Annotated in this window: 18 protein-coding genes; 16 read left to right on the top strand and 2 right to left on the bottom strand. The window is 70.3% G+C overall.

Annotated features, from left to right (window positions below):
• Nucleotides 1–6: 6 nt before the first annotated feature.
• Complete coding sequence (locus FOH10_RS35630; RefSeq protein ID WP_244961962.1) at nt 7–240, bottom strand: hypothetical protein; 234 nt, start codon at nt 238–240, stop codon at nt 7–9.
• On the opposite strand from FOH10_RS35630, the gene FOH10_RS13520 reads away from it, so the two are divergent.
• The 15 genes from FOH10_RS13520 (at nt 239) to FOH10_RS13450 (ending at nt 23,746) form a co-directional block, all read left to right on the top strand.
• Entirely contained in the window at nt 239–1,015 is a 777-nt protein-coding gene (locus tag FOH10_RS13520) for an SMP-30/gluconolactonase/LRE family protein (RefSeq protein WP_244961960.1), read from the top strand. The two genes, FOH10_RS35630 and FOH10_RS13520, sit on opposite strands and share 2 nt — an antisense overlap.
• Nucleotides 1,016–1,501: 486 nt before the next feature.
• The gene (locus tag FOH10_RS13515; RefSeq protein WP_039814248.1) at nt 1,502–1,747 is read left to right on the top strand and encodes an acyl carrier protein; all 246 of its coding nucleotides are present in this window, start codon (nt 1,502–1,504) and stop codon (nt 1,745–1,747) included.
• Between the two features lies 1 nt (nt 1,748).
• A complete protein-coding gene (locus FOH10_RS13510; RefSeq protein WP_186000827.1) occupies nt 1,749–7,583 on the top strand; it encodes an aminotransferase class III-fold pyridoxal phosphate-dependent enzyme in 5,835 nt (1,944 codons plus the stop codon).
• Nucleotides 7,580–8,431 (top strand): hypothetical protein, encoded by an 852-nt coding sequence (locus FOH10_RS13505; protein ID WP_143980954.1) that lies wholly within the window; start codon nt 7,580–7,582, stop codon nt 8,429–8,431. Before FOH10_RS13510 ends, FOH10_RS13505 begins: the two co-directional genes overlap by 4 nt.
• Nucleotides 8,428–8,673: an acyl carrier protein gene (locus tag FOH10_RS13500; protein WP_143980953.1), complete on the top strand. Its 246-nt coding sequence runs from the start codon at nt 8,428–8,430 to the stop codon at nt 8,671–8,673. The genes FOH10_RS13505 and FOH10_RS13500 overlap by 4 nt, the downstream gene beginning before the upstream one ends.
• Nucleotides 8,670–10,406 carry a fatty acyl-AMP ligase gene (locus FOH10_RS13495; protein WP_143980952.1) on the top strand — a complete coding sequence of 579 codons (1,737 nt, stop codon included), beginning with the start codon at nt 8,670–8,672 and terminating at the stop codon, nt 10,404–10,406. Before FOH10_RS13500 ends, FOH10_RS13495 begins: the two co-directional genes overlap by 4 nt.
• The gene (locus FOH10_RS34800; protein ID WP_186000826.1) at nt 10,403–11,773 is read left to right on the top strand and encodes a cytochrome P450; all 1,371 of its coding nucleotides are present in this window, start codon (nt 10,403–10,405) and stop codon (nt 11,771–11,773) included. Before FOH10_RS13495 ends, FOH10_RS34800 begins: the two co-directional genes overlap by 4 nt.
• Nucleotides 11,770–14,463, top strand: coding sequence for a PEP/pyruvate-binding domain-containing protein (locus tag FOH10_RS13485; protein ID WP_143980950.1), 2,694 nt, complete (start codon nt 11,770–11,772; stop codon nt 14,461–14,463). The genes FOH10_RS34800 and FOH10_RS13485 overlap by 4 nt, the downstream gene beginning before the upstream one ends.
• Nucleotides 14,460–15,761, top strand: coding sequence for an aminotransferase class I/II-fold pyridoxal phosphate-dependent enzyme (locus FOH10_RS13480; protein WP_143980949.1), 1,302 nt, complete (start codon nt 14,460–14,462; stop codon nt 15,759–15,761). The genes FOH10_RS13485 and FOH10_RS13480 overlap by 4 nt, the downstream gene beginning before the upstream one ends.
• Entirely contained in the window at nt 15,758–17,140 is a 1,383-nt protein-coding gene (locus FOH10_RS13475) for a nucleotidyltransferase domain-containing protein (RefSeq protein WP_143980948.1), read from the top strand. Before FOH10_RS13480 ends, FOH10_RS13475 begins: the two co-directional genes overlap by 4 nt.
• A 2-nt stretch (nt 17,141–17,142) precedes the next feature.
• Complete coding sequence (locus FOH10_RS13470; protein WP_186000825.1) at nt 17,143–17,868, top strand: HAD family hydrolase; 726 nt, start codon at nt 17,143–17,145, stop codon at nt 17,866–17,868.
• Nucleotides 17,853–18,782, top strand: a complete 930-nt coding sequence (locus FOH10_RS13465; RefSeq protein ID WP_186000824.1) for a diacylglycerol/lipid kinase family protein — start codon at nt 17,853–17,855, stop codon at nt 18,780–18,782. The genes FOH10_RS13470 and FOH10_RS13465 overlap by 16 nt, the downstream gene beginning before the upstream one ends.
• Before the next feature lie 61 nt (nt 18,783–18,843).
• Complete coding sequence (locus FOH10_RS13460; RefSeq protein ID WP_143980945.1) at nt 18,844–20,499, top strand: class I SAM-dependent methyltransferase; 1,656 nt, start codon at nt 18,844–18,846, stop codon at nt 20,497–20,499.
• Complete coding sequence (locus FOH10_RS13455) at nt 20,496–21,191, top strand: ABC transporter ATP-binding protein (protein WP_143980944.1); 696 nt, start codon at nt 20,496–20,498, stop codon at nt 21,189–21,191. Before FOH10_RS13460 ends, FOH10_RS13455 begins: the two co-directional genes overlap by 4 nt.
• The gene (locus FOH10_RS13450; RefSeq protein WP_143980943.1) at nt 21,188–23,746 is read left to right on the top strand and encodes an ABC transporter permease; all 2,559 of its coding nucleotides are present in this window, start codon (nt 21,188–21,190) and stop codon (nt 23,744–23,746) included. The genes FOH10_RS13455 and FOH10_RS13450 overlap by 4 nt, the downstream gene beginning before the upstream one ends.
• On the opposite strand, the gene FOH10_RS13445 is transcribed toward FOH10_RS13450, so the two are convergent.
• Nucleotides 23,698–24,618, bottom strand: a complete 921-nt coding sequence (locus FOH10_RS13445; RefSeq protein WP_244961958.1) for a LysR family transcriptional regulator — start codon at nt 24,616–24,618, stop codon at nt 23,698–23,700. The genes FOH10_RS13450 and FOH10_RS13445 overlap by 49 nt on opposite strands.
• 124 nt (nt 24,619–24,742) lie before the next feature.
• On the opposite strand from FOH10_RS13445, the gene FOH10_RS13440 reads away from it, so the two are divergent.
• The gene (locus FOH10_RS13440) at nt 24,743–26,185 is read left to right on the top strand and encodes a form I ribulose bisphosphate carboxylase large subunit (protein WP_029927633.1); all 1,443 of its coding nucleotides are present in this window, start codon (nt 24,743–24,745) and stop codon (nt 26,183–26,185) included.
• Nucleotides 26,186–26,208: the final 23 nt, after the last annotated feature.

The raw sequence follows: 26,208 nt of genomic DNA, 5'->3' as shown, positions 1-26,208 counted from the left end.
GCCGCCCTACAGAGGTCGACCGCGTGGCGGGCTGGCAGGGCCGCCCGCGCAGGCCGCAGGCACCCACGGGAAGTACCAGTTGATGAGGTTCCGGAAATCCGCCATACGTACATTGCTGACCGCGTCGGTCGGGGTGGCGCTCGCCCCGTTCGCTCCGCCCGGACCGGCGGGGGCCGCGCCCGCCACGGCGGACCACTGCGGCAGATGGACGGCCAGCACCGTGGCGTCGGGGTTCGGCATGCTGGAGAGCCTCGCTTTCGACGGGCGCGGCGGGCTGCTGCTCTCCGAGCAGTCGGCCACCGGGACCGGCGGGGCGGTGCGCGAAATCGCCGCCGACGGGCGGCGCGGAACCCTGGTCGGCGATATCGACGGGGTCGGAGAGTTGAGTGTCGTCGGTGACACGCTCTACTACACGACCGGGCTGAGCCTGCAATCCAAGTTCGCCGCCGAACCCGGCGGGATCGAGTCGGTGGATCTGGACACCGGCGCGCGCCGCAGCGTCGCGGCCGGACTCGATATGCCGAACGGGCTGGCGCTGCTGCCCGACGGCGACTTCGTGGTCACCAGCGATATGGGAGCCGACACTCGCATGACGCTGGTACGCGCCGGGGTGGACGCGGGCCCGTTCTCCTCGGCGGTCACCTCCACCAATGGCCTGGCCTACGATCCGCGGCGGCATCGGCTGTTCGTATCCAGCACCTTCGACCCGGTCACCGTGATCGCGATGGTGGAGCCGGATCGCCCGGAGGCGGCGACCATCATCGAACTGCCCGGGCCGGGGCCGCTCAACGCCGCCGATGGGGTGACGGTGGGTCCGGACGGATTCGTCTATGTCACTTACAGTCTGGGCGGCAAAGTGATCCGGGTGGATCCCGACCACGCCCGCTGGTGCACCGTGGCGGACGGTCTGCCGCTGTCGACGAGCGCCCGGTTCGGATCCGGCCCCGGTTGGGACCCCAACTCACTGTACGTCACCAGCTATCTGGGCACTGTGACGCGACTGACACCGCACTGAGTCCGCACCCGCGTTTTGCCGCGTATATGTGTACTGATTTACATTGCGCGTCAGTACAGTTCACGTGATCGACGTGATTCGCCGTGGCACCCAGCGCTACTCGTGGGTACTATCGGGCTATCGCCGGAGATTAACTGTGGTGTAACGCTTTTCGAACGCGCTACACCTGGTCGGTTACCGGTGAACGATCGGGAGAGCAGGGTACCCGACGGGCGTGGGGCTCACGCCCGCCTTTCCCGTCACGGGTTCGATGACGAACCGGGCTGGGGTGACTAGTCCCCTTATGCCGCAAGCATTCTCGGTGCTGTCGCACGTCTGACCGCACCGGATTCCGCTGATGCGCGCTCACGAGGCGGCGCTTCGCGCTACGGACGCCGGGCAATGGAGCCGAGGTACGCAAAGTGTGCCGTGGCAGTCGCATGCATCGAGCCATCGATACATCGATTGTGCTGTCGTGCACCGTTTTTCACGTGGGGATAGATCTCGATGAGTGTGGACCCGACGGTATTGGAGCGAGTCCGGGAGCTGTTCCGGGGGCGTTTGAACGCGCCCGCGCTGGAACTGGACCGACCCCTACTCGAGTACGGCCTCGATTCGGTCCGTTCGGCCGAGTTGGTGATCGAACTCGAGCAGCTGTTCGGCATCGACATACCCGATGCGGACGCCGCCGCCTTGCGCACCACCCGCCAGGTGGCCGAATACGTCGCGGTCGAGCTGCGCAAAGCGAGCTGACATGGCCGATCCGAGTGATGTGTACGGCCGCTACGCCCGGCCCGAGATAACCCGGCTGCTCCGGGCTTTCCATCTCGACGCCGACTACCGCGCGGCCGAGTACGACACGCTGGTCCCCGCCACGCTGGATGGTGGCGGCGGCGTTGCCGCCCGCGCGGTACTCGATCTCGTGGGCGGACACGGGGCCGGACTGTTCGGCCACAACCATCCCGCCCTGATCCGCGCGGCGGAGACGGCATTGCAGGCACGGCGGCCGTTCGCGGTGCAGGGCAGTGTGCGCGCCGGTGCCGCCCGGCTGAGTGCGCGCCTGTCCGCCCTGGTCGGGGCATCGACGGGGGCCGAGTACGTGGTCACACTGGCGTCCACGGGAGCCGAGGCGGTGGAGGCCGCCGTCAAGCACGCCGCGCTGGAACGGTCGCGGTACCTGTCGGCCGTGCGGGCGGACCTGGAGCGGACCCTGCGCCGCGCCCGACGTGACGGTGTGGCCGGGCAACCGCTGCCCGCTCCGTGGGATGGATCGGTGGAATCCCTTCTCGCCCAATCGATCAGCGACGTGACAGCGCTGCGGGAACGCGCGCCGTTGTTCGTGGCGCTGACGCGATCCTTCCACGGGAAGACCGCCGCGGCGGCGGTGCTCACCGACCGGGCCGCCGACGATGGCCGCCCGATGTTCGGACCCGAGGTGGTCCGGTTGGACGCCACCGCGCCGAACACCCTCGAACGGGCTCTGGACGGCGAACGAATCACGTTCTGCGATATATCCTTCGGACCATCCGGCACGCCGGTGCCGACCGTCCGGCACGCGTCCCGGCTGGCGGCGTGCTTCGTCGAACCCGTGCAGGGCGAGGGCGGCGTGTACGAGCTGTCCGACGACGTGCTGCGCGCCGTCCGCGCCCTGGCCGATCGTCACCGGGCCGCCCTGGTCTTCGACGAGATCCAGAGCGGCATGGGCCGTACCGGCACCTTCCTGGCCGCCGAGCCCTCGGGTGTGCACGCGGACTACTACCTGTTGTCCAAGGCACTGGGCGGCGGTCTGGCCAAGATCTCGGCGCTGCTGGTCCAGCGCGACCGGTATCTGCCCGAGTTCGGCAGACAGCACACCTCCACCTTCGCCGAGGACGACTACTCGTCCGAGATCGCGTGTACCGCACTGGATCTCATACCCGAACTGCTGCCACGCATCGCCGCCACCGGTACCCGGCTGCGCGATCGGCTGCACGCGGTGGCCGACCGCCGACCGGATGTCATCGCCGGGGTGCGCGGGCGCGGGCTGCTGCTGGCGGTGGAACTGCGCCCGCCCCGACCGGCATCGCCCGTACTGCGTGCGTTCCTGGACGAGGAATGGTTCGGGTATCTGGTCGCCGGACATCTCCTGCACCGGCACGGCATCCGGGTGCTGCCGACCCTGTCCGCCCCCGCCACGCTGCGGGTGCAGCCGTCGGCGTACCTCGGCGTCGCCGATATCGACCGCATCGCGACGGCCTTCGAGGCCGTGGCCGACCTGCTACACCGCGCGGACTACGCGGCCCTGCTCGACCATCTCACCCTGCCCGCCGCGCATCCGACCCCGCTGCCCACGCACACACCCGATTTCGAGCGCCGCCGCCCCGAGCCCGCCACCGCACTCGACGGCCCGCCGCGCGTCGCCTTCCTCGCCAATCTGGAACACCCCGGGGATCTGCGGCTGCTGGCACCGGAGCTGGCCGCGTGGTCCGACCATCAGTGCGAGGCCCTGATGGAGCGGCTGCGCGGCGTGCTGCGGCCCTTCGAGGTCACCCGGCAACGCATCCGGTCGGTATCGGGGGCCGAGGTCGAGGTCGCCATGATCGCCGTGCCGTTCTCGGCACAGCAGGCCGTCACCATGCAGCGCGACGGCGAGGGCGCATGGCTGCGGGATGCGGTGCTCGACGCGGTGGATCTCGCGATCGGCGCGGGGGCCGGTGTGATCGGTCTGGGCGGCTACACCTCGATCGTCACCGATGCCGCCCGCGCCGTGGTGGAGGACACCGCCCGCATCACCTCCGGCAACTCGCTCACCGCCGCGTGCGCCTACGAGCTCATGCGCCGGGAGCTGGCGGCGCTGCCCGCCGGGGAGCGCCGCGTCGCCGTGGTCGGAGCCATCGGCAATATCGGGGCGGTCATGGCGGAACTACTGCTCCCGCACGTCGATTCGCTACTGCTGGTGGGTCGGCGAGGTTCCGCGCGACGGCTGCGGGCCGTGGCCGAGCGGCTCGGCGATCCGGACCGGGTCGCGGTGCGCGAGGATATGACCGCGCTGCGCGACTGCCGCTTGATCGTCACCGCCACCAATGCGGCCACCCCGGTGCTCACGGCCGACCAGCTGCCTACCGACCACCCCGTCCTCGTCTACGACCTCGCGGTCCCGGGCGATGTGGATCCCGGCGCCGCCGCGCTGCCCGGGGTCACCGTGCTGTCCGGCGGTCGCATGCGCCTGCCGGACGGTCAGGTCCCCGATTTCCCGGGCACCAAGCTGCCGCCGGGCACCCTCTACGCCTGTATGGCCGAGACCATCGCCCTCGGCTTCGAACCGGACACGCCGAGCCCGTCCTACGGCGCGCTGACCGTCGCCGGGGTGCGGGCCGCGGCCGAGCTGGCGCGGCGGCAGCGGATCGTGCCCGCACCGCCCGCACCGCGAGGAGTCACCATGACCGTTCCCATGCTGTTGGGCGCACCCGACTTCCGGGTGGAGGCCGCGGGCGGCAAGGCGGCCACCCTGCACGAACTCAGCGCCGCCGGATTCCCGGTGCCGCCGGGCTTCGTGATTCCCGGTGACACCGATCCGGACCTGCTGACCGATGCCGAACTGGACGCGCTCATCGCCGCCGTCGGCGGCTACCCGGTGGCCGTGCGCTCCAGCGGGGTGCTCGAGGACCTCGACGACGCCAGCTTCGCCGGACAGTACGAGACCTACCTCGAGATCGGCGATCGGGACGCGCTGCGCCGCCGCATCGCCGACTGCCGGGCCTCGGCGCACAACGACCGGGTGCGCGGCTACCTGGAACGCCGTGGTTTCGATCCGGCCCGGGCGCGGGTGGCGGTGCTGGTGCAGCGCATGGTCGAATCCCGCACCGCCGGTGTGGGCTTCACCATCGACCCGATCACCGGCAGGGAGGAGCACGCAGTCGTGGAGTGCTGCGCCGGGCTGGGGGAGCGCCTGGTGTCCGGCCACGTGACACCGCTGCGGCTCACGGTCCGGCTGGTCGACGGCACGGTGGTGCAGCGCAGCGAGGGCGACGAACCGGTGCTGCTGGATGCCGCCGAGATCGCCGAACTGACCCGGATGCTGTTGCGGGTCCAGGCATTCCGGCATCGGCCGCAGGATGTGGAATGGGCCGTCGGAACGGACGGACGGCTGTGGCTGCTGCAATCGCGAGCCGTCACCGCCATCGCCTGGCGCACCGATATCGAACAGCTCACCGACGCCGACTTCCGTGACGGCGGCGTCTCCGCCCGCGTCTGCACCCCGCTCATGTTCTCGCTGTACGAGAACGCCTTCCAGGCGTCCATGCAGCGATTCTTCACCCGGCTCGGACTGCTCGACGACGAACCCGCCTGGATGGCCATGCACTACGGCCGCGCCTACTGGAACGTGGCGGCGGTGAAGCGGGCCTACGCGGGCGTGCCCGGCTACGACGAGCGCATCTTCGACGCCGATCTGGGCGTGAACGTGGACTATGGGCCGGACGGGCCGGACCGCACGCCCACGAACGCGCTGACGGTGGCCCGCGCGGTACCGACCGCGCTGGCACTGCGGCGGCTCACCACCCGGCAACTGACGGAGGTGGAGCGGTTCGCCGGGGGCTGGGAGGCCAAGTACGCGCGCTGGCGGGAGCGGGCGGCGCGACTGCCGAGTGTGGACACCGCGACCTTCACCGCCGAACTGGTGGACTGTCTGCTGTCGTTCCACGCCACCACCGAACGCGCCTACTTCACCACCATCTACCACAACACCACCGTCCAATCGGATTTCAAGACGCTGCTCGCCAAGATCGACGCCGCCACCGACGGCAGCACCCAGGTGCTGGCGCTCATCGGCGGACTGGCCGAGGTGAGCCACATGGCCATGCAGCGCGGCATTGTCGGGCTGTACCGGGTGGCGGACGCCGAGGGCCTGGACGGGGAGGCGTGGCGGCGGGCGCTGCGGGAGTTCTTGGACGAACACGGCTTCCACGCCGATATGGAATTGGATATCACCTGTCCGCGCTGGTCGGAGGAGCCCGCGCGCGTTCGGGCCATGATCGCGTCGATGCTCGCGGCCGGGACCCCGCCCGCGGATCCGGAGCGGTCGCTCACCGAGCAGCGGGCCCGCTTCGACGCCGAGGCGGCGGCCGTGCGGGCGCGGGTGCGGACCGATCCGCGCACCCGGGTTCGCTTCGCGCGCAGCCTGGACCGGCAGCTGGCACTGGCCCGCCGGTACCTGGTGGCACGGGAGCTGATGCGGGACTTCTCCTCCCGCTGCTACGCCATCGTGCGCGCCTACGTGGTCGAGGCCGGGACACGGCTGCACGCCGCCGGAGCCCTCGCCGACCCGGCCGATGTGTACATGCTCGACATCCACGAGATCGCCGATCTGGCACAGGGTTTCCGCGGCGGTCACGAGCTGGCGGCGGCGATCCGCTACCGGCGGGCCATGTTCGACGGCTACCGGGATCTGGTGCCACCGCACGAACTGGGCCCCGGCGTGACGGTCTCGCACACCGAAGCCGGCGACGGCGTGCTCACCGGGCTGGGGTGCAGTGCGGGCGTGGTGGAAGGCCCCGCGCGGGTCATCGCATCACTCGCCGAGATCGCCGACCTGCGCCCCGGCGACATTCTCGTCACCCGGTTCACCGATCCCGGCTGGACCCCGGCGCTGGGCCTGGTGACCGGCGTCGTGACCGAGGTCGGCGGACTGCTCTCGCACGCCGCCGTCATCGGCCGCGAGTACGGCATCCCGGCCGTGCTCAATGTTCCCGGCGCCACCGCCGCCATTCGCTCCGGACAGCGGCTCCGGATCGACGGCGGCGCGGGCACCGTCACCCTGCTCGACACCGCCCCGCCCGAGCGGGACGCGGAACCCGCGCCCGCCGCCCCGCGTCCGGTAGCGGCGCTACCCGATCCGGGGTCGACACCCACTACGTCTCGCGCACGATCAGGAGGCGCTCTCATGACCGATCGAACCTACTCCGACCGCCCGACGGTCCGGACGCTGTCGCCGCGCAAACGGATGATCTGCATTGCCGGTGGCGACGGCTCCGGAAAGACCACCCAGGTGGCGCGGCTGGCGAGCGTCTTCGAATCACAGGGGCAGACGGTGGCGGCGGTGACCATCTGGGATGCCTTCCTGGACCCCGCGGTGTCGGCCAAACTGCCGTTCGACCGACCCGACGCCATCTACGGCTACCTGAAGGTGCTCACCCCGCTCAGCCGCACCCATTTCCTCTATCACGCCATGCAATTGGCGCTCGATCTCGCCGCGCGGCGCGGCCCGGACGTCGTGCTCATGAACTCGTACTGGTACAAGTACTTCGCCACCGAGGTGGCGCACGGCGGCGATCCGGCGGTCCTGCGCGCGCTGGCATCCGGTTTCCCGGAGCCCGACCTCACCTTCCACCTGCGCATCAGCCCGCGGGACGCGTTGGCGCGCAAGCGCAAACGCAGCGACTACGAGAGCGGCTACGGCGACGAGCACGAATTCCTCGAGTTCCAGCAGCGCAGCCACGATGCCCTCGCGGGGCTGTCAGCCGAGCTGGGCTGGACCGAACTGGACGGCACCGCCCCGGCCGGCGACATCACCACCACCATTCTCGAGCAGTTGCGGAGCACGGAGCAGTGAACGACAACCCCACCCGCCGCATCGCCCTGGTCGGCATCGACGGCTGCGGCAAATCCTCGGTGCTGGCGCGCCTGCGCGAGTTGGCCCCGCGCGACCGTGGCTTCGGCAGTATGACCTGCCCGGACTTCCACACCACCGCCAACGCCCCGCTGCATCGACTCTCGCGCCAGCTCAAGGCGTTCAGTGACGGCTGCGACGAGATCGGCAGCCTGGAGTGCAAGGCCATCGCGCTGTATCTGCAAATGACCCTGTTCGGGCCGGTCGAACGGTTCTTCGTGGACACCTTCGAACCGGATGTGCTGGTGTGCGAGCGGCATCCGCTCGTCGAAACACTGGTCTACGGGCCGTTCTACGTCCTGCTCGCCGATCTGGACACCGATCCGCGCGCTCGCGAGGCGCAGGTGCGCGACGTGCTGGATCGGCACGCGCCCGGCACCCTCGACGACATCCTGGCCTGGTACGCGGGCGAGGCGGCGCGACTGGGCACCGACCCCGATATCTGGAATCTGTTGGGCGAGGTGTCCAAACTCGTTCAGCTGGAACCGGATGCGGCGGTACCGGCGTTCGCGCGGCGGTGCCGAACCAGCCTGCCGGATGCGGTGCTGTGGCTCGACGTGCCGCCCGAGCAGGCCGCCGCGCGCTGCGCCGCCCGGGTGGGCGAGGGCACGCGGGAATCCCACGAGACGCCGGAACTGCTGGCGGAACTGCGCAAGGGCTACCAGCGCGCGCAGCAGCTCCTCCCCGCGGCCTTTCCGGACCTGCGTTTCCACCGCATCGACACCGCCGACGGCGTGGACCTCGAGGAATCCGTGCGCCGCTGCGTCGAGGAAGGACGGCTGTTCGCATGACATCGACACAGGATTCGGTCGCAGACCGGGTACGCGCCATCGTGGCCGAGGCGCTCTGGGTCGCGGCCGACGATCTGGAGGGCGGCACACCGCTCGTCGACTACGGATTGGACTCGCCGACCTCCATCGACCTCACCATGCGGCTGGAGGACGCCTTCGGGATCACCATTCCCGATGCCGTGGCGGCCCGGCTGGACACGGTGAACCGCATTGTCGAACACGTCCGGGAGACCATCCGATGACCCTCACCGCCGCCGCACCCGCCGCCCTGCGGCCACGACATCCGAGTATCGTGCACGCACTGCTCGAACATCTCACCGACGATTCGCCTGCGCCCAACGAATCACAGACGGCCCGAGTGGTTTTCGTCGCGGCACCGGGCGAATCCGAGGTACTGGACTATGCCGCCCTGGCCCGTGCGGCCCGGCGCAGCGCCGCCGCCCTGGCGGACTACGGCGTGCGCCCGGGTGATCGGGTCATGGTGTGCCTGCCCACCGGCACCGAGTTCATCACCGCGTTCTTCGGCGCGCAGCTGCTGGGCGCGATCCCGGTGGCGGTCGCGCCGCCGAGCGGTTTCGGCGGCCGCGGCCTGTTCGCGGACAAGTTCGCCCGGCTGGTCGCGTATCTGGCTCCCGCCGCACTGGTGGCCGCCCCCGATGTGCTCGACGCACTCGGCGCGCACCGGCCCACCGGAACGATCGTGGTGAACGGTGTGGACCTGCACGCACGTGCGGTGACCGCGGGCGCGCCGGAGGCCGAGCCCCGGCTGCCCGACGGCACCGATCCGGCCTTCATCCAATGCACCTCGGGCTCCACTGGCAGCCCGAAGGGCGTGGTGATCAGCCACGCCAATCTCGCCGCCAACTGTGAGCAGATCACCCGCGTGTGTGGACTGGGACCCGGGGACAACTGGGCGGGCTGGCTGCCGCTCAACCACGATATGGGACTCATCGGCGGCACCCTGACCCCGCTGTTCGCGGGGGCCGGCGCGGTACTCATGCCGCCCAACCGCTTTCTGCGGGCACCGGCCGAGTGGCTGCGCAATGTCAGCGACTACGGTGGAACCGTCGCCGCGGCACCGAATTTCGGTTACGGCTACGCCGCGCTGCGAGTGCGCGACGAGGATCTCGACGGGGTCGACCTGTCGCGGTGGCGGTTCCTGTTCTGCGGGGCCGAGCCGATCCAGGCCGACACCCTGCGCCTGTTCACCGACCGCTTCGCGGCCTGGGGACTGCCGCGCGACGCGGTGGTGCCCTGTTACGGCATGGCCGAGGCGTCACTGGCGATCACCGTGAACCGGCCGCGCGCGACCTTGCGCGTGGACACCGTCTCCCGGGACCGGCTGGCGACCGAGGCCCGCGTGGTCGACGTGCCCGCGGACGCCCCCGATGCGGTGCAGGTGGTGGACTGCGGTCCGGCGGTGCCCGGCACCGAGATCCGCGTCGTGGACGAGCGGGGACGGCCCTGCGACGACAATATGCTCGGCGCGGTGCAGTTCCGCGGGCCGTCCCGCACGCCGGGCTATTTCCAGCTGCCCGACGCCACGGCGGCCTGCGTGGTCGACGGGAGCTGGTGGGACACTGGCGATCTCGGCTATCTGCGGGACGGCGGGCTGCGGATCACCGGCCGCCGCAAGGACCTGATCATCATTCGCGGGGCCAACTACTTCCCCTCCGATTTCGAACAGGCCGCGCAGACCGTGCCCGGTGTCCGGCTGGGCGGGGTGGCGGCGGTCGGAAACCGCACGGCCGACGCGCATTCCGAAGGTCTGCACCTGATCGTGGAAACCGAAGTGGACACCGCCGAGCAGGACGCGCTGCGACTGGCGATCCGATCCGCCGTCAGCTCCCGCACCGGCGTGCTGGCCGACGCGGTGCATCTGGTGCCGCCGCGCGCGCTGCCCAAGACCACCAGCGGCAAGATCCAGCGCGCGGCCGCCCGCGCGCGGTTCGTCGCCACCGAGGAGACACCGTGACCGCACTGCTCGCCCGGGACACCGGCCGCCGCCTGCCCGGACCGTCCTCCCGCCATCCGCTGGGTGCCTACCTCGACTATCGGCGCGACCCGTTGACGCTGTTCTACGAGCAGGCATACGCGCACGGCGGCAGCGTGCGCATCCGGCTCGCCCACGAACAGCTGTACCTGCTGGTAGACCCCGACCACATTCGGCAGGTCATGATGACCAATGCCGACAACTACCGCAAAGGCATCAGCTATACGAGCCTGCACCATCTGCTAGGCCCCGGCCTGCTGGTGAGCGAGGGCGAGCTGTGGCAGCGGCAGCGGGCGCTCATCAAACCGGTCTTCCACCGCCGGCACGTTCTCGACGAGGTGCCGCTCATGGTGGAGTGCGGACAGCGCATGGCCGCGCGGCTGGACCGCCACGCCGATACCGGCGAGATCGTGGACCTGGTGCCGGAGGTGCTCGGCTTCGCCGCCGACGTGGTGTGCCGTGCGGTGCTCGGCGCGGACGTGGACGATGTGCTGCCGCAGATCGAGGACGATGTGCGCCACGGCGTGGGCTGGGTCATGCGACACATGGCGGCACCCGTTCCGCTGCCGCCGTCGGTGCCGACACCGGCCAATCGCGCGTTCGGGCAGGCGCTTTCGCGGCTGCACCGGGTGGTGGACGAGGTCATCGCCGGACACCGCACCGGCTCCGGCAGCCTGCTGGATCGGCTGTCGAGCGCGCGCGACGACGACGGGCACGCCATGGACGACACCCAGCTGCGCCACGAGGTGCTGACCTTCCTGCTCGCCGGGCACGAAACCACCGGCGGGGCCATCGCCTGGGCCGTGTACGAGCTGTGCCGCAATCGCACGGTGCTGCGCGATGTGGTGGACGAGATCGACGGGCGACTGGCGGGCGGCCCGCCGACCGCCGACGATCTCACCGCCCTCGATCTGACCGGCCGCGCCCTCGACGAGGCCATGCGGCTGCACCCGCCCGCCTGGGCGTTCAGCCGCACCCCCGTGGCGGCCGACAGCTTCGACCGCTTCGACCTGCCCGCCGGATCCATCGTCGTGATCAGCCCGTTCGTCAATCAGCGCCTACCGCAGTTCTGGTCCGCGCCATTGGTTTTCGATCCCGACCGCTTCCTCCCGGCGGCCGCCCGGGACCGGTCGCCGTTCCACTACTTCCCGTTCGGCTGGGGCCCGCACCTGTGCGTCGGGCGGCATCTGGCGCTGATCGAGGCCCGGGCGGGGCTGGCCATGCTGCTGTCCCGCTACGACATCGAACTCGCGGGCGGACTGCGGGTGCGGGAGAACCCGCAGATCTCCAATCTTCCCGATCCCGTGCTGGTGCGCCTGCGCCGCCGCACCAACGGAGGTGACCTGTGACCGCCGCCGAACTGACCGCCGTCGCCGACGCGACCGCCGCCGCCCGACTGGACCCGGCCCTCATCGGGCACAAGGCCGCCAAGCTGGCCTGGCTGCACCGGCACGGGTATCGGGTACCGGCCTTCTGCGTACTCACCGCTGCGGCCTGCGCCCGCATTCTCGAACCGGTGCGCGACGAGCTGGACGCGCTGCTCGGCGCGCTCGACGCCGAGGATCCGAAGTCGTTGCGCGACACCGCCGATGCCATCGCCGAGCTGGTGACCGCGCTGTCACTGCCCGACGATCTCGCCGCCGACCTGCACCGGCGGCTCACCGAGCTCGAGGGGGCGGGTCGGCTGGCGGTGCGGTCGTCGGCGCGGGGCGAGGATTCGGCCACCGACTCCTTCGCCGGACAGCTCGACACCCTGCTCAATGTCGCGCCCGAAGCGGTACCGGATGCCGTACTGGCCTGTCTGGCGTCGGCGTACTCACAGCGGGCGCTGTTCTATCGCGCGCGGCGCGGGCTGGGCAATGCCGTCGCCGACACCGCCGTCATCGTGCAGACACTGGTGGACAGCGCCACCGCCGGAGTGGTGTTCAGCTGCAATCCGCGCAATGGCGATCCGGGCGAGGCCGTGGTCTCGGCGGGCCTGGGGCTGGGGGAGGGCGTGGTCTCCGGAACCGTGGACTGCGACACCTACTTCGTCGACACCCGCTCCCGCACCGTCACCGCCCGCAGCATCGGCGAGAAGTCCAGCGCGGTCCTGCCGACGGCGGACGGCACCGCGGTCACCGCCGTGCCGCCGGTCGACACCGCGGCCCTCACCGACGCCCAGGTGCTCGAACTCACCGGGCTGGCGGTGGAGTTGGCCGAGCGGTTGGACGCCCCGCAGGACGTGGAATGGGCCATCGACCGCGCGGGCCGAATCCACCTGCTGCAAACGCGGCCGGTCACCGCGACCGGCGCGCAGGAGACCATCTTCGACAACGTCAATGTGGCCGAGTCCTATCCGGGCGTATCCAGTCCGCTGACCTTCTCCATCGTGCGGCTGGCCTACGAGCAGGTGTTCCGGGTCTGCCACCGGGATTTCGGCGCGCGACGCGCGACCGTGCGCGCCGGTGCCGCCGATCTCTACCCGTATCTGGTGGGCACCTGGCACGGCCGGATCTACTACAACATCAGCAACTGGTATCGGCTGTTCCTCCGGATTCCCGGGCTGGACTTCGCCATCGAGGGCTGGGAGGCCGCACTCGGCATCGAGAACCGCTACCGGCGGCCCGCGCCACCGGCGGGCGGCTGGGCCCGCGCCCGCACCCTGCTGCTGCGTGCGCGAGTCGTGCTGATACTGCTGCTCGGCTGGTTCCGGCTGCCGCGCCGACTGGCGCACTTCTTCACCGAACTCGACCGATTCCGCGCCGATCTCGACCACCGCCTCGACCCGGCCACCCCGGATCGGGAGCGCACCCCGCACGCACTGCTGACCTGGCTCGACCGCGTGATCAGCGATCTCGTTCCCGCCTACGCGGTGCAGATCTTCAACGACTTCATCGCCCAGCAACTGTTCCACGCGCTCGGAAAACTGTTGCAGGACAGCGGTGTCGACAATCCGGACACCCTGCGCAACGAACTGTTCTGCGGCGAGGAGGGCGTGGACAGCGTCGAACCGGTGCGCTCGGCCCTGGCGCTGGCCACCCGCGCGGCCACCGATCCCGCCCTGCGCGCGCTGATCGACAGCGATCGGGACCCGGCGCGGGTGTGGGCGGAGCTGCACGACGACGCCCACACCGAGTTCCTGACCGCCTACCGTGCGCATCTGGCGGCCTACGGCGACCGCACCGTGGACGAGCTGAAATTGGAGACGGACTCGCTGGAACAGCATCCCGAGAAGCTGATTCCGGTGCTGCGCAACTATATTCGCCGCGATATCGACTTCCGGACCATGACCGCCGAGGAGCGGCGCATCCGGCGGGAGGCGGAGCTGCGGCTGCGCCGCGCCCTGCGCGGCCGACCGCTGCGGTGGCTGCTCGTGCGCCTGGTGCTGGCCCAAGCCCGCGCCACGGTGAAGCAGCGCGAGAATATGCGCCTGGGGCGCAGCCGCTGCTTCGGCATGGTCAAACGGGTGTTCCGCGTGTTGGGGACACAGCTGCACGAGGCGGGGCTGCTCGACGATCCGCGCGATGTCTTCTATCTCACCTACGAGGAGATCGCCGCCCTCACCCGCGGCACCTCCGTCACCGCGCAGCCCCGCGACCTGGTGGCCGCCCGCACACGCGACCACGAGACCTGGCGGGCGCAGGCGGCTCCCTCGCGCATCGTCACCGCCGGAATCGCGGCCGCGCACACGCCCGAACCGGATTTCCTGGCCTTCGACGACGCGACCGTCCTCACCGGAATCGGCTGCGCGCCGGGCCGTGTGGAAGCGCCGGCGCTGGTGTTGCCCGAACCCGACACCGCCGCCGTCACCGACGGCCGCGTGCTGGTGGCCGCCACCACCGACCCGGGCTGGGTGTTCCTGATGGTGGCCGCGGGCGGGCTGGTCAGTGAGAAGGGCAGCCTGCTCTCGCACACCGCCATCATCGGCCGCGAACTCGGCATCCCCACCGTGGTCGGCGTGCCGCAGGCGACCCGGCGCATCGCCGACGGCGACACCGTGCTGCTCGACGGCCACGCGGGCACCGTCACGCTCATCGCACGAAAGGGTTCCGCATGACCTCGCTCGACGCCCACCCCACCGGACATGCCGAGAACTTCACCCTGGAGCACTATCTCGACACCGACGCCCACTCCTTCGACCAGCGTTTCGAACACTTCCGGCCCTATGTGGAGCGGGTGCGCGGCATGGGATTCGTCCTGCGCGAGATCACCGGCCCCGCCGGACCGGTGGTGCGGGCGCGGGACCCGGAGACGGGGGACATCCGCGAGGTGATCATGCTGGGGTCCAACAACTATCTGGGCCTGGCCGACGAACCGGAGATCATCGAGGCGGCGGTGGCCGCCACCCGGAAGTACGGAATCGGCTGCGGCGGACCGCCCTTGCTCAATGGCACCACCTCACTCCACCTCGAGCTCGAGCAGCGGCTCGCGGCGGTGAAGGGCTGCGAGGCGGCCATGCTCTTCTCCTCCGGGTTCGCCGCCAATGTCGGCTGGGTGACCGGCCTGCTGCGCAGCGGCGACATCCTGATCTACGACGAGCAGAACCACGCCAGCCTCTACGACGGTATCCAACTGGGCCGGGTGCGGTCGATGGCCTTCGACCACAACGACCTCGACCATCTGCGCTACCGGCTCATGCAGGTGCGCTGGCGCAATCCGGGCGCGAATGTGGTGGTCGCCGTGGAGGGCGTCTACTCCATGGACGGCGATATCGCACCGCTGCCCGAAATCCGCTCGCTCTGTGACGATTTCGGCGCGCTGCTGGCCGTGGACGATGCGCACGGAACGGGGGTGCTCGGTGCCCGCGGGCACGGCGCGGCCGAACATTTCGGGCTCGACGGCGGGGTCGACATCGCCATGGGCACCTTCTCGAAGGTGTTCGCCACCACCGGCGGTTTCGTGGCGGGCAGCCGGGCGCTGGTGGATTCGCTGCGCTTCTTCGCCCGCTCCTACATGTTCTCCGCCTCGCTGTCGCCCGCCGTGGTCGCCTCGGTGCTGGCCGGGATCGACTTCATCGAGGCCCATCCGGAACGGGTGGCGGCCCTGCACGCCAATACCGCCCACTTCGCGGCGGCGCTGCGGCGGCGCGGGTTCGCGGTGGACCCGATGACGGCCATCGTGCCCGTCATCCTGCCCGCCACCGTGCCGGTCGCCGAGGTGGTGGCCGCGCTGCACCGGGCGGGCGTCTTCGTCAACGGTGTCGAATTCCCGGCGGTGCCACGGGATCTGCAACGGCTGCGGATCTCCATGATGGCCACGCTGAGCACCGAGCACCTGGATGTCGCCGTCGACCGGATCGACGCGGTGGCGCGCCGGTTCGGCTTCCACCCCGACCAGATCGGAGCCTCCCGATGACCGACGCCCTCATCGCGGCGGGCGGCACGCCCGCCGAACGGCTGCTGGTGCTCGCCGCCCTGGCCGCGCCCACCGACGCCGAGCGCGCCCAGTTGCGCGACCTGGCCCGCGGAGAGATGGACTGGGTGCAGGTGCTGCATCTGGCGCGGCGCAATGCGACCGTGCCGCTGGTCCAGCATCGGCTCACCGCCGAGGGCCTGTTCGACCGGGTGCCGCTGGCGGATGCGTTCCAGGCCGTCTCCGACGAGATCGCCGCGGCCAACGAACGGCGGCTGGTGGGAGCCAAGGAGCTGCTGCGGCGGTTCGACGCGGCCGGTATCCGCTGCGTCGTGCTCAAGGGCATGCTCTTCGCGTCCGAGGTCTACGGCGACGCGTACTACAAGCGCATGAACGATATCGACATCCTGCTCGATATCGAGCAGGTCGACGCCGCCGTCGAGATCTACCGGGATCTCGGCATGTTCAGCGTCTCGGAACTGCTGGGCAAGGAGCCCCGGGTGCGCGAGCGGCGTTCGCACCACCTGCCGTCGTTCGTCTCCCGCGACGGTGCGCTGGTGGTGGGCACGCACTGGGGGCTCATCACGCCGCTCGCGCCGTACACCATCGACTACGCCGCCATCTGGAAACGAGTGCGGCCCATCGACTTCCACGGCGTTCCGGCCTGGGCCATGGCGCACGAGGACAATCTGCACCACCTGTGCGTCCACCTGCCGTACTACAAGACCGGGGTGCGCGAGCTCGCCGACATCTGGAATCTGGTGCGCTACGCGGGCGACGACCTGGACTACGGCCTGGTGCGGGAGGCGGTCACCGCCGCCGGATCGCACAATCTCGTCTATCACGCGCTGTCGCTGACTCAGCGGCTCGTGCCGGACGAGCGGATCGCCGCGCTGGTGGCGTGGACGCGCCCACACACCGACCGCTTCTACCGCTACGACGTCGACCGCAAGACCCGCGACATACACACGCTGCTGCGCAGCCGGTCCACGCACACCGCCACCATCGAGAAGGCGTATCTGGAGTTCAACGCCACCCAGGCGCTGGGGGAGAAGGTGATCCGGTTCGCGACGCTGTGGCGCAATCTGCTGCTCGTGCCCGGTGACGAGGCGGCGCGGATGAGTTCGCTGCGCACCGACAACCCGCTGTCGCGGGCCGGGGCGCGGGTGGCCGCGCCCTACCGGCTCACCCGGGTGTTCCAGCGCGACCTGGGTCGATGGCTGTTTCCGGCCGCGCTGGCCAAGACCGTCGCCGATCTCGGTGTCAGCGCCGCGCGCACGGTGCGCGGATCCACCGGCGACACCGTCGATCTGGCCGCGTTCGCCGCTCGGGTGGGTATGACCCCCGCACAGCTGCGGGCGGTCGCGGACAGTCAGGAGTGAGCATGCCGCTACCGGGACGCCCGGGGGTGACCACGGTGCTGTGGGATCTGGACGGCACCCTGGTCGGGCTGCGGCAGCGGACCTTCGGAGTGCTCATGCCGTTGGTGGCCGCCGCCGCCTTCCGAGATGTGCTGCCGCCGCACCGATTCCTGCCCATGCTGCGCGCCACCCTGGATCAGGTGCGGCGCAACGACGGTGAGCTCACCAACCACGACCTGCTGGTGCGCCTGCTCGCCGAGCGGGCGGCCGTCTCGGTTCCCGAGGCCGACCGCCGTTTCCGTGCCCTGGCCGCCACCGGACTGCCCCGGCTGCGGCGCTGCTTCCATCCGGTGCCGGCGGCGCGGGTGCTGGTCGATCTGCTCGCCGAACGCGGGGTGCGCCAGGTGGTGGCGACCAATCCGCTGTGGCCGCACAGCACCGTCGTGGACCGATTGCGCTGGGGTGGCCTCGATCCCGCGGTCTTCGCGCACATCTGCAGCGGGGAGAGCATGCGGCGGGCCAAACCGCGCATCGAGTACTACGGCGAACTGCTGGAACTGCTCGACGTCGCGGGGGAGCAGTGCGTCATGGTGGGCAACGACCCGGACAAGGATCCGCCCGCCACCGCACTCGGCATTCCGGTGTACCTGCTGCACGCCCGCACCGACAACGCACTCGTCACCAGCGGCGATTGGCACGGCCTCGCCGACTGGCTCGGACTACCGGAGGACTCGTGTTTCTCGTCGTGAATCCCACCGCCAAGGGCGGAGCCGCCACCCGATGGCCGCAGGTGCGACAGGCTCTGCTCGAGCGTCGACCCGATATCGACACGGCCGCACCGGATTCGGCGGCCGAGGCGGAGAAGGCGGTGCGCGCCGCCGTCGACGCCGGACATGACGCGGTGATCGCCGCGGGCGGGGACGGCACCGTCGGGTTGGTGCTCAACGCGCTCATGGACCCGGCCGTCGACCGGCCGCGCGATCCCCGCATCGCGCTGGGGGCCATCGGTTTGGGCAGTTCCAACGACTTTCACAAACCCGCCGCCGCGGACCGGACGCTGGCCGGGGTGCCCGCGCGCATCGACCTGGAGCGGGCCCGCAGCGTGGATGTCGGCAAGGCCACCATGCTGCTGCCGGACGGCACCCGCCGGATCCGCTACTTCCTGCTCAACGCCAGTATGGGCCTGGTCGCGGCGGGCAATCACCATTTCAATACGGCGGGCGGGCTCACCGCGTGGCTCAAACCCCGCACCACCGACGCGGCCATCGCCTACACCGCGCTGCGTACGATCGCCACCTTCGACCCGCTGCGCGTGGATATCCGGGGCGAGGGGTGGCGACAGCACGCGCCCGTCACCACCGTGAGCGTCCTCAAGTCCGTGCACTTCGCCGGCGGAATGCGCTACGACACCGGGGTCACCGCCGATGACGGGCGGTTCGACGTGAACATCTGGTCGGCGGCCTCCCGGCCCGCCGTACTGCGCCTCATCGCGGGTCTGTACCGCGGGCGCTTCCGCGCTTCCGCCCTGGCGCGCTGCGAACGGTCGGCCCGGGTGGATCTGCGTCCCGAATATCCCAGCCCGCTCGAACTCGACGGCGAGATCACCGTCGTGGAGGGCGCGACCCTCGAGGTGCTGCCCCGGGCGCTGCTGGTGTGCGCCTGAACGCGAGTCGCCAGCGGGCGCTTCGACAGCCGCCCAGTCGAACAGAAGGAGTACGAGCGATATGAAAGAACAACCCGGCGTGGTGCTCATCACCGGCGCGGGCTCGGGCATCGGCCTGGCCACCGGGAAACTGCTGTCCGAGTGCGGATTCCGCGTCGTGGGCGCGGATGTCGCGGTGCCCGAGCGGTCGCCGTTCCCGATCGCGGCCGTCGACGTGCGCGACGAGGACGCGGTACGGCTGTGGGTGGACGACGCCGTGGAACGGCACCGCACCGTGCGCGCGGTGATCGCCTGCGCCGGATACGGACTCGCCGGTGCCGTGGAGGAGACCACCCCGGCCGAGGCCGCCGCCCTGCTGGACGTGAACGCCGTCGGCACCGCGCGGGTGGCGCGGGCGGTACTGCCTGTGCTGCGTCGGCAGGGCAGCGGCCGGATCGTGGTGGTGGGTTCCGGCGCGGCCGGGGTCGCACAGCCGTTCGGCGGATGGTACTCGGCCAGCAAGGCGGCGGTGGAGAAACTCGGCGAGGCACTGCGCATGGAGGCCGCGCCCTTCGGAATCGAGGTGGTGACGCTGATTCCCGGATGGACCCGCACCGGCATCCTCGCCGCGGCGCGGCATGGGGGTGACGAGCTGAGCGTGTACCGGGCAGTCAGCGCCGAAGTGTCCCGCCGCACTGCCGAACACCTGGCGAACGGCCAGGATCCGGAGGTGGTGGCCGCGGCCGTGCTGCGCGCCCTGACCCGGCGGCGGCCGCGCGCCGTGTATCGGGTGGGCCGGGACGTGCGGTCCTCGTTCTGGGCGCGCCGCCTGCTGCCCGCGGGCCTGTACGCGCGGCTGGTGCGCGACTACTACGGGCTGACCGGGACCGGTGCCGATCACTCCGCGATGGCCGCGCTGCCGCCGTTCGTCCATCCGATCACCCGGGAACCGCTGCGCGAGGACGACACCGGCGCACTGGTCACCGCCGCGGGCGAGGTCGGCCTGCGCCCGGTCGACACCCGCCTGCGGCTCTACGCCGACGCCACCGCCGACACCTACACCGGCCGCGAAATCGCCAGTGAGAAAGTGCGATTCGCCTACCGTATCTATTCCAAGGCGTATCCGATCGTGGCCACGCTGGTGTTCTGGATCGTCTGGAGCGGCAAACTCGGCGTGCTCGGGCGCTTCTACGGCGGACAGTTGGCGGCCGCCGCCGAGCGGGGCGCGGCCTTCGTGGATATCGGCGTCGGCGACGGCAGCCTCACCACCTTCGCCATCCGCTCGGCCAAGGTGCGCACGCTGCCGCCGCTGCTGTTCGTGGACCTGTCCCCGGATATGTTGCGCAAGAACGCCAAACGCTTCCGGCGGGTGCCCGGGGCGGTGTCGCTGATCCAGGACGTGAACACGCTCGGACTGGAACCGGGTTCGGTGCGCGCCCTGGGCTGCTACGGTGCGCTGCATGTCTTCCCGGAGCCCCAGCTCGCGCTGAAGCATATGGCCGCACTGCTGGCCGACGACGGGGAACTGTCGCTGTCGGTGCTGACCAGTCCCGGGGTGCCGTGGAAGGACCGGCTCATCGAGCGGTTCGTCGGAACCAACACCATCACCAGCAATTTCACCGCCGATCAGGTGCTGGAACTGGTCGCCGGGGCCGGACTGGAACCGGTGCAGACCATTCGCAACGGACATCAGCTGCTGTTGCGGGTGCGCCCCGCGACGGAAGCGGCCCCGGCATGACGGCGCTGCTGGAACTGAACGCGGTGTCGAAGTCGTACCTGCGCGGTGAGGAGCGGGTGCACGCGCTGCGCGACCTGGACCTCACGGTGTCGGCGGGGGAGTTCGTGATCGTCACCGGCCCGTCCGGCGCGGGCAAATCCACCCTGCTGCATGTGGCGGGCGGGCTCGACGCCCCCGACAGCGGCACGGTCACCGTGCGGGGGGAGGACATCTGGGCATTGAGCGCCACCGCGCGCTCGGCCTTCCGCCGCCGCAGCCTCGGCTTCGTCTTCCAGTTCTTCAATCTGGTGCCCATGCTCGACGCCGTCGAGAATGTCTCGCTACCACTGGTTCTCGACGGCGTCCCGGCGCGTACCGCGGATGCCCGCGCCCGGGAACTGCTGGAGCGGGTGGGTCTGGGAGACCGTGCCCGGCACCGGCCCGGTGAGCTGTCCGGCGGTCAGATGCAGCGGGTGTCGGTGGCGCGTGCCATGGTGGCGCGGCCCGCGCTGCTGCTGGCCGACGAACCGACCGGCAATCTCGACTCCACATCCTCCGACGCGGTGCTGTCGCTGCTGCGCGAACTCGCCGAGGAGAACGACACCGCCGTCATCGTGGTCACCCATGACCCGGCGGCCTCGCCCTACGGCACCCGCCATATCGGCCTGGTGGACGGGCGGGCCGACGAGCGGGCGCTGGAGCCGGACCGGTGAGGCGGGTCGGGGCGGGCTGGGCGCGCTTCCGCCGGGTCCATCTCACCGCACTGCTCTTCGACTGGCGCAGAACGATTTCCAGCGTCGTAGGGGTGGCGCTCGGGGCCACCCTGGTGCTGGGAATGGTGCAGTTGCAGCGCGAGGTGACCCGGCCCTTCGACGCCTTCGGACCGTCGCTCACCGCCTATGCCGGGGATCGCGCCATCCAGGTGACACCCACCGTCGCCGGGCGGCTGCCGGTGGCGGTGGTGCAGCGCCTGCGTTCGGAGATCCCGGAGGCGGAGGCCGTGGTGCCGTTCGTCGCGGGCATGGCTCCGCTCGAGGTGGGCGGTACTCGGCACGGGTTCTTCGTCATGGGTGCGCCGTGCACCATCGAACTGCTGGTGGGGCCGTTCGACTGCGAGCAGCGAGCGCGCACCGAACGCCCCGCCGACGGACCCGGGGTGCCGTTCGAGATACCCGCCGTGGTCGCCGACCGGCTCGGACTGCGCCTCGGCGACGAGGTGCGCATTCCCGGCCAGCCCGCGGGCAGCGCACACCTGGGCTGGACCTTTCCCGAATTCGATCGGGTGGCGGGCATCAACGGCGGCCATGTGCTCTTCGCCCCCGACACCGACAGCGCCGCGGATCTGCTGGGCGGCAGCGGATTCGTGACGGCGGCGTTCGTGCTGCCCGCACCGGGTGCGGACATCGCCGCCGACGTGGATCGCATCGTGGCGGACATGGCCACCGCGGGACCGCCGCGGCCACAGCTCCCGGTGGTCTACGCGGGCGCGAAGCAGAGCCTGAACCTGACGGCGCTGAGCGGGATCCTGGTGGGAATCCTCATCGCGGTCAATACGATTCTGCTCAGTATCGAGGAGCGCCGAGCGGTCATGGGCACCATCGGCGCGATCGGTGCGACACCGCGCTCACTGCTGGCCGGGTTCCTCGGCGAGGGCGCGGTCATCGGGGCGATCGGCGGACTGCTCGCCGTGCCCAGCGGATATCTGCTGGGCGATTTCCTCATCGACCGTTTCGGCCGCACCATGCTCGACGGTTCCGGGGCCGAGATCGCCGTCGGATGGAGTCCCGGGCTGGTCGGCCTCGGCCTCGGCGCGGGCGTGCTGTGCGGGGTGCTGGCCATGGCCGGACCGGCCTGGCGACTGGTCCGCGACGGGCCGCTGGCGGCCATGTCGAGCTTCGGCGTGGTGCGCGGCGGTCGCCGGATTCGGTTGTGGGTGCTCATCCTCGGCATGATCACCATCGCGGGGGCGGTGGCCCTGCTGGAACGCTTCCAACGCGGCCTGGTGGACCTGAATCTCGGCAGCAGCGGACTGTTCCTCGGACTGGCCGGGGTCGCGGCCGTCACCCTCTGGGCCACACCGCGCATCGCCACCGGCCTGACCGGCCTGCTGGCCCGTCGCCACCCGCGCATCGGACGGCTCGTGGCCGCCGACATCCGCCGCTACGCCACCCTGTTCGCCACCACCGTGGCCGTCATGACCGTGGGCACCAGCCTGGCGGTCGGCTCCGCCAGCGTGCAGCGGCTCGCGGCCGATCAGGTGGCCGAGCAGAAGGCGCAGCGGCTTTCCGACGCCCTCGTCATCGCGCCGCAGGCCATCCTGGACCAGCGGCGCGGACGCATAGCGCCCGCCACCTTCGAGCTGATCGAACGGGCCGCGGGCGGGCGGGAGATCGCCTCCCGGTGGACGGCCATGATCCCGTCCGCCACCGAACCGCGCATCGTGGTCGGGGTGGACCCGGGCGGCTGGTACGCCGAGGCCGCGGTCGACACCGTCACCGACGCGCGAGCGCTGTGGCGCGGCATGAGCGCGGGGGAGATCGGACTGAGCGACGTGGCGGCCGGACACCTCGGCGTCGGCGTCGGCGACACCGTGACGCTGCCGACACCGCAGGGGCACAAGGAATTCCGGGTGGCGGGGCTGTTCCGACCGCGCGTGATCAACGACTCCACACTCGGCGATATCGTGCTGGTCTCGGCGGCCACGGCCGAACGGGCCTGGGCGGCGGTACGGGACCAGGTGATCGTCCGATACGACTCCGCCGACGACGCGGCCGCCCACCGCGAGGACTACCTCGCACTGGGTGCGGGGCTGTCGGTCTACGACGACGACACCTGGCGGACGACCGGTGAACGCGCCATCACCCGCTTCTTCGAACCGTTCACCATCAGCGGCTACGTCATGATGATCACGGCGGGCATCAGCGTGCTCAATGTGTTCGTCCTCGCCCTGGTGCAGCGGCGGCGCGAGCGCGCGGTCCTGCGGGCCATCGGCAGCACCGTGGGCACCGAGCGCGCCGTGGTGCTGACACAGGCGGCGCTGCTGGCCGGGCTCACCATCGCCTTCGCAACCGCCGGGGGACTGGGCCTGATCCATCTCCAGGCCACCGCGTCTCCGGTGTTCTACGGGTTCCAACTCGCCTGGGGCGTGGTGGCCGGTCCGCTGCTCGTGACCGCGGGGGCGGTGCTCGCCCTGGTGGCCCTGGCCAGCCTCTATCCGGCTTATCGGGCCGGACGGTTGGAGACCGTGGAGGTACTGCGGTCGGAGTGACAGCGACGAAAGGCCGCCGCCCCCACCGCGTTCGGATCGGTGATGTGCCCGAGGAACAGTCGGGCGGTGGGGGTGGGGGTGCGGGTGGTGACCGCATGCCACGGGCGGTCGAGGGGAGTGCCCTCGACCGCCAGCAGTTGCAGTGAACCCTCGGCCAGGTCGCTGTCGATGGCATCGCTGTGAATCAGGGTGATGCCCAACCCTTCTCGCGCCGCCGCCAGCACCGCGCCGTGCGTGCCCAGGGTGAGGGTGGGCGGCGCGATCTCCAGGCGGTCCAGCAGCGCGAGGGTGGTGTCACGGGTGCCGGATCCCTTGCCGCGCAACAGCCAGGTCACGGTAGCCGGGTCGGTAAACTGTCCCGGCGCGCCCACCACCACCAGGCGGCTCGGGCGCAGCGCCCGGGTGATCAGCCCGCCGTCGCTGGGCGGCCTGCCCGCGATGACGAGATCCGTTTCGTGATGGGTCAATTCGAGGAACAGCACATCGCGCGGGTGGATCGACAAGCCCACCTCGACATCCGGATAACGAGTGCGGAACGACGCCAGCAGCCGCAGCAGCACGTACTCCCCGGCGGTGGCGACCACCCCGATGCGCAGCCGACCGGTCTCGGCCCGCTGCACCGCCGCGTGCGCCTCGTTCATCAGGCCCAGGATGCTGCGGCAGTAATCAGCGTAGATGCGGCCCGCCTCGGTGAGGGCGATGCCGCGACCGGATTTGGCGATGAGTTTGGCCCCCAACTGCTTTTCGATGTGCGCCACGGCGGCCGATGCGGCGGCCTCGGTGATGTGCAGCTGCGCGGCGGCGCGGCGAATACTGCTGTGCCGCGCCACGGCCAGAAAGGTTTCCATCCGCACCGCACTGACCGTACCCATCGTCAGACGGTAGCAAACTCGACGAAATAGTTGAGCGAGACGAGAAACAATCGAATTGTTTGTCGATAACGCCGCCGTCATCCTGGAATTCGCAAGTCGACCACCGGCGCGAGCAGGAGGAACAATGGCTGACACACCAGAACGTGACCGGTGGGATCCGGGCGTGCAGTCCTATGCGTCGATGGGATACTACGCTCCCGACTATCAGCCCAAGGATACCGACGTGCTGGCCGTCTTCCGGGTGACCCCGCAGCAGGGCGTCGATCCCGTCGAGGCGTCCGCCGCCGTCGCCGGCGAATCCTCCACCGCCACCTGGACGGTGGTGTGGACCGATCGGTTGACCGCGCACGACCGGTACCGCGGCAAGTGCTACCGGGTCGACGAGGTGCCCGGCCGCCCCGGCGAGTACTTCGCCTATGTGGCCTACGATCTCGATCTCTTCGAGGAGGGGTCGATCACCAATCTCACCTCCTCGGTGATCGGCAATGTTTTCGGCTTCAAACCACTCAAGGCATTGCGGCTGGAGGATATGCGCATTCCGGTGGCCTATGTCAAGACCTTTCAGGGTCCGGCGCACGGAATCGTTATGGAACGGGAGTATCTCAACAAATACGGCCGGCCACTGCTCGGCGCCACCGTGAAACCGAAACTCGGACTCTCCGCCCGTAACTACGGACGTGTGGTATACGAAGCGTGCAAGGGCGGTCTCGATTTCACCAAGGACGACGAGAACATCAACTCGCAGCCGTTCATGCGGTGGCGGGATCGCTATCTGTTCGCCATGGAGGGCGTCAACCGCGCCATCGCCGAAACCGGGGAACTCAAGGGGCATTACCTCAATGTGACCGCAGCGGACATGGAGGACATGTACGAGCGGGCCGAGTTCGCCAAATCCCTGGGCAGCGTGATCATCATGATGGACCTGACCGTGGGGTACACCGCCATGCAGTCCATGGCCAAGTGGGCGCGCCGCAATGGGATGCTGCTGCACCTGCACCGCGCCGGACACTCCACGTTCACCAGGCAGAAAACCCACGGCGTGAGCTTCCGGGTGCTGGCCAAGTGGTGCCGCCTCATCGGTGTGGACCATGTGCACGCGGGCACCGTCGTCGGCAAGCTCGAGGGCGATCCGCACACGGTGCGGGGCTTCTACGACACCTTGCGCGACAACTACATTCCGGCCAATCCCACCAACGGCATCTTCTTCGACCAGGATTGGGCCAGCCTGCCCGGCGTCATGCCGGTGGCCTCCGGCGGCATCCACGCGGGGCAGATGCACCAGTTGCTGGACCTGTTCGGCGACGACGTGATCCTCCAGTTCGGCGGCGGCACCATCGGACACCCGTTCGGCATCGCCGCGGGCGCGGAGGCCAACCGGGTCGCACTGGAGGCGGTCGTGAAGGCACGCAACGAAGGTCGCGACCTGCTGAAGGAGGGGCCGGACGTGCTGCGCCAGGCGGCCGAGCACTGCCGTCCGCTCGAGGTGGCGCTGGCCACCTGGGGTGATGTCACCTTCGACTACACCTCCACCGACGCGCCCGACGCCGTGCCCACGGCCAGTCGCTGACCGCTCGACGACAAGGAGTCGCA

Source organism: Nocardia otitidiscaviarum (assembly GCF_007362295.1).
Taxonomy (GTDB): Bacteria; Actinomycetota; Actinomycetes; order Mycobacteriales; family Mycobacteriaceae; genus Nocardia; species Nocardia otitidiscaviarum.
The sequence above is the reverse complement of the archived record's forward strand: the minus strand, read 5'-3'. Positions and strand labels throughout refer to the sequence as shown.